Source organism: Phenylobacterium sp. (assembly GCF_044371015.1).
Classification (GTDB): Bacteria; Pseudomonadota; Alphaproteobacteria; order Caulobacterales; family Caulobacteraceae; genus Phenylobacterium.
In genome coordinates this window covers 1-3,786 of the sequence record NZ_JBILUK010000283.1, presented here as the reverse complement: position 1 = coordinate 3,786, position 3,786 = coordinate 1, and the positions used below count along the sequence as shown (strand labels likewise).

General features: G+C 69.3%; 5 protein-coding genes. 2 read left to right on the top strand and 3 right to left on the bottom strand.

All coding sequences use genetic code 11. The features are described from left to right. Window positions 1-99: 99 nt before the first annotated feature. Together ACIQ3R_RS16365 and ACIQ3R_RS16360 are read right to left on the bottom strand one after the other, a co-directional pair. Entirely contained in the window at window positions 100-657 is a 558-nt protein-coding gene (locus ACIQ3R_RS16365; RefSeq protein ID WP_397419919.1) for an ActR/PrrA/RegA family redox response regulator transcription factor, read from the bottom strand. Window positions 658-724: 67 nt separating this feature from the next. Then, window positions 725-2,080 (bottom strand): ActS/PrrB/RegB family redox-sensitive histidine kinase, encoded by a 1,356-nt coding sequence (locus tag ACIQ3R_RS16360; protein ID WP_397419918.1) that lies wholly within the window; start codon window positions 2,078-2,080, stop codon window positions 725-727. 51 nt (window positions 2,081-2,131) lie between these two features. Between ACIQ3R_RS16360 and ACIQ3R_RS16355 the strand changes: the two genes are divergently transcribed. Next, complete coding sequence (locus tag ACIQ3R_RS16355) at window positions 2,132-2,740, top strand: SCO family protein (RefSeq protein WP_397419917.1); 609 nt, start codon at window positions 2,132-2,134, stop codon at window positions 2,738-2,740. Between the two features lie 18 nt (window positions 2,741-2,758). Here the strand turns inward: ACIQ3R_RS16355 and ACIQ3R_RS16350 are convergent, their stop codons facing one another. Further along, on the bottom strand, window positions 2,759-3,238 hold the full coding sequence (locus ACIQ3R_RS16350; RefSeq protein ID WP_397419916.1) for a DUF2244 domain-containing protein: 480 nt from the start codon (window positions 3,236-3,238) through the stop codon (window positions 2,759-2,761). A gap of 66 nt (window positions 3,239-3,304) precedes the next feature. Between ACIQ3R_RS16350 and ACIQ3R_RS16345 the strand changes: the two genes are divergently transcribed. Further along, a partial coding sequence (locus ACIQ3R_RS16345; RefSeq protein ID WP_397419915.1) for an SDR family NAD(P)-dependent oxidoreductase occupies window positions 3,305-3,786 on the top strand: 482 nt, incomplete at its 3' end.

Here is a 3,786-nt window from a genome sequence, read left to right as displayed (position 1 = left end):
GAAGCGGCCGCGCTGCGGAGCGCGCCGACAACCGTCAGTCATGCAGGTTAAGCCGCCCGTTTAGTGACCCGGCCCCGTGGGCGCAAGGACTCGCGCAAGCTATCTCGGCGCCCGCTTGGCCAGGATGCGCTGCAGGGTCCGGCGGTGCATGTTCAGCCGCCGGGCGGTCTCCGAGACATTGTGGTTGCAGAGCTCATAGACCCGCTGAATGTGCTCCCAACGCACTCGGTCGGCGCTCATCGGATTCTCCGGCGGGGGCGGGGGCGCCTCGCCGGTGGCCAGCAGGGCCCGCACCACGTCGTCGGCGTCAGCGGGCTTGGAGAGATAGTCCACCGCCCCGGCCTTCACCGCCTGCACCGCCGTGGCGATGTTGCCGTAGCCGGTCAGCATGATGATTCGCGCGTCCGGCCGCGCGTCACGCAACGCCTCGACCACCTTCAGGCCCGTGCCGTCCTCCAGCCGCATGTCCAGCACGGCAAAGGCGGGCGGCGCGGTGCGGACCGCGGCGAGCGCTTCGGCCACGCCGGCGGCGAGCACCGTCTCGAATCCCCGCTGTTCCAGCGCCCGGCCCAGCCGCGTGCGCAGCGGCGCATCGTCGTCCAGCAACAACAGGCTACGATCAGGAAGAGCCTGGATCTCGGCGCTGTGATCGGTCATCGGGCGGGTTCCATCATCTGCGTCAGAATGTCGCACCCTGGCGGGAGTCGGCAAGAGGAATTGAAACTCACGACGCTTCTACCTTGGCGCGTGGCCAGCGGACCGTGATCGAGGCGCCGTTGGGCTTGGCGTTCCGAACATCGACCGTGGCGCCGGATCGCTCCAGCAGAGTCTTGCCGATGAAGAAGCCCAGGCCCATCCCGATGTGGCCGGTGCGCGACCCCTCCGCGCCTGGGCGGCTGGTCACATAGGGCTCGCCGAGCCGCGCCAGGATCTCCGGCGCGAAGCCCGGCCCGTCGTCACGGACCTCAATCGTCAGATGTTTGGCGTCATGCCGAGCCGTCACCGTGATTTTCGAGCGGGCGAAGTCGACGGCGTTCTCCACGAACGTCGACAGCGCGTGCGTCGCCTCGGGGATCCGCCGGATATCCGGAGCGTCGGTGTCGGGCGGCCCGACGATCGCGGTCTCGATCTCCACCTCGGCGCTCAGGCCCAGGTGCGGCTCGGTCACGGCGTCGAGCAGCTGCTGCAGCGTCATCCGCTCGTGCAGCGCATCGTGCGCGGCGTCGGGCCGCGCGGTCAGCCGGCTCAGGATCTCGCGACAACGCTGCGTCTGGGCCATCAGGAGTTCGCCGTCCTCGCGCACGGCGTCGTTGGGCGCCTCTCGCGTCAGCTCCTTGGCGATGATGGCGATGGTTGCGAGCGGCGTGCCCAGTTCGTGCGCCGCCGCCGCGGCCAGCCCGCCCAGGGCCGAGAGCCGTTGTTCCCGCGCGAGCACGGTCTGGGTCATGTTGAGCGCCAGTTGCCGTCGCGCCGTCTCGGCCACCGTGAAGCGTACGAACACCGCAACCAGCCAGATTCCCGCCAGTCCCGCCGCGGCGGCGGCGGCGCGATAGGAGATCGGGGGGTCGGTGCCGATCCCTGGCAGGGGCGCCACCGTGAAGGCCAGGCCGATCACGCCAAGGGACGCCAGCATGGCCAGTCCGATGAGGGGCCGGGGGGGAAGGGTCGCCGCCGCCAGGGCGACCGGCGCGATCAGCACCAGGATGAAGGGATTTCCAACCCCGCCCGTGAGCGCCAGCACCAGCGCGGTCTCCAGGATGTCGAAGGCGATGTGGCCGCTGGCTTCGGCGTGGGTCAGCACACGCGCGCCGCCCAGCATGTTGAGCGTCAGCAGATTCACTGCGAACCCGGCGGTGATGGCCGCAAGGCACGCCGACAGGTGAACCGTTTCGGGCCCAAGCCACAGCGCCAGAGCTGTAACGCCCAGCGCCTGGCCCGCGAGAACCGCCCAGCGCAGAGTTGAGAGCAGGCGAACGGTCAGTCGCGCGCTGTTGTCCTCGCCGGTGGTGCTCCACGCGCCTTGCATGGCCGCAAGACCGGCCCTATCGAGTCCGCCCGCCGGGGCGCCTTCCAGGCTCACCGGCCGCCCGGGGCCGGGGCGTCCGGCCCGGCCTCCCTGGGAGTGTCGATCATGTCACGGCGAATACTGGCGCTCATCGCCGTCCTTGCCCTCGCGCTCGCCGGGCTCGCGGGTCTGGCCGCCCGTCAGCTGATGTCTGACGACGCGTCGCAGGCCAGCGTCGGCGGCCCGTTTGAACTGATCGACACATCCGGCGCCACGGTCAATCAGGATGTGCTGAAGGGCAAGTGGAGCGTCGTGTTCTTTGGCTTCACGCAGTGCCCGGACATCTGCCCCACCACCCTGTTCGAACTGGGGCAGGTGGAAACGCTTCTCGGGCCGCGCGCCGACAAGGTCCAGGCTGTCCTGATTTCCGTCGACCCGGATCGTGACACGCCACGGCAGATGGCGGCCTATGTCGCCAACCCGTCGTTTCCCAAGCGATTGATCGCGCTCACCGGCTCCGCGGCCCAGGTCGACCGCGCCGCCAAGGCCTACCGGGTCTTTTATCAGAAGGTCGGTGAAGGTCCTGACTATACGGTCAACCACGCATCCTACAGCTACCTGATGACCCCCAGGGGCCGCCTCGCCTGCGTGCTGCCCTACGACCTGACGCCCGAACAGACCGCCGCCAGGATCCAGGCGGCCATGGCCAAGGGCCCGCGGGCGGATAGCTGCTGAGGCTGAGGCCCGCCTCGCTCACACCGCACCGCGCCGCGCCCGCCAGATCGCGTCTTCCAGCGCCTGACCGAACACCGCGCGTTCCCCGGGACTGAGCGCCAGCGCCACATCCCGCTGGCGGCCGGAGAGCGCCAGCTTGAGTGCGGTGACGCGATCATCCTCGTCGCGTTCGGTGGTCACGCGCGTGAAGGCGGTGGGACTTTCCCAAACCACCTGGGCTCCGCGCGGGCCTTCATAAGTGACCCGCACCTCGGCCGAACTCACCTGCACCCGCTCGATGACCTTGCCGGCGCGGTAGCTGACGAAGAACGCAACGGCGATCGCCAGGACGTCGATGCCCAGGAACGGCAGCACGAAGAGCGCGCCCAGCTTCACGAACATCGCCGCCGAGGCGACATTGACCGCGGTGATCACCGAAATCAGAATGATGAAACCGCGCTCCGACAGCGACCGGTTGGGTCGGATCTCGGCGTCCATGTAGAGCGCGGGCCAGCTCATGGGCGGCAGGTTAACCCCAAAACCGCCCGGCTTGAAGCCGCCCGCGCCAGCGCCTATCCGGAGGCCATGAGCGACACGTCCTGGGCCCAAGGCCGCATCGCGCTGGTCACCGGCGCCACTTCCGGCTTTGGCGAGGCGATGACCCGCCGGCTGATCGCCGGCGGGGCCAAGGTGATTGCAGTCGGGCGACGCGCGGAGCGACTCGAGACTCTGGCGCGCCAGCTTGCGACCGACCGCCTGCTGACCCGGGGTCTTGACGTGACTGACGCCGACGCCGTTGCGGCGTTTCCCGCCGACCTGCCGCCCGAGTTCGCCGACATCGACATCCTGTTCAACAACGCCGGTCTCGCGCTCGGCCTCTCAAAGGCGCACGAGGCCGACCTGGCCGACTGGGAGACCATGATCGCCACCAACGTGACCGGCCTGGCCCGCGTCACCCGCGCCGTCCTGCCCGGCATGGTCGCGCGCAACCGGGGCGATGTGATCAATATGTCGTCGGTGGCGGCCAGCTATCCCTATCCGGGCGGCAACGCCTACGGCGCCACCAA

What these genes read in the sequence shown, in the direction of transcription:
- ACIQ3R_RS16365 (WP_397419919.1), bottom strand. Translation starts at nt 657, where the DNA reads ATGACCGATCACAGCGCCGAGATCCAGGCTCTTCCTGATCGTAGCCTG.
- ACIQ3R_RS16355 (WP_397419917.1), top strand. Translation starts at nt 2,132, where the DNA reads ATGTCACGGCGAATACTGGCGCTCATCGCCGTCCTTGCCCTCGCGCTC.
- ACIQ3R_RS16350 (WP_397419916.1), bottom strand. Translation starts at nt 3,238, where the DNA reads ATGAGCTGGCCCGCGCTCTACATGGACGCCGAGATCCGACCCAACCGG.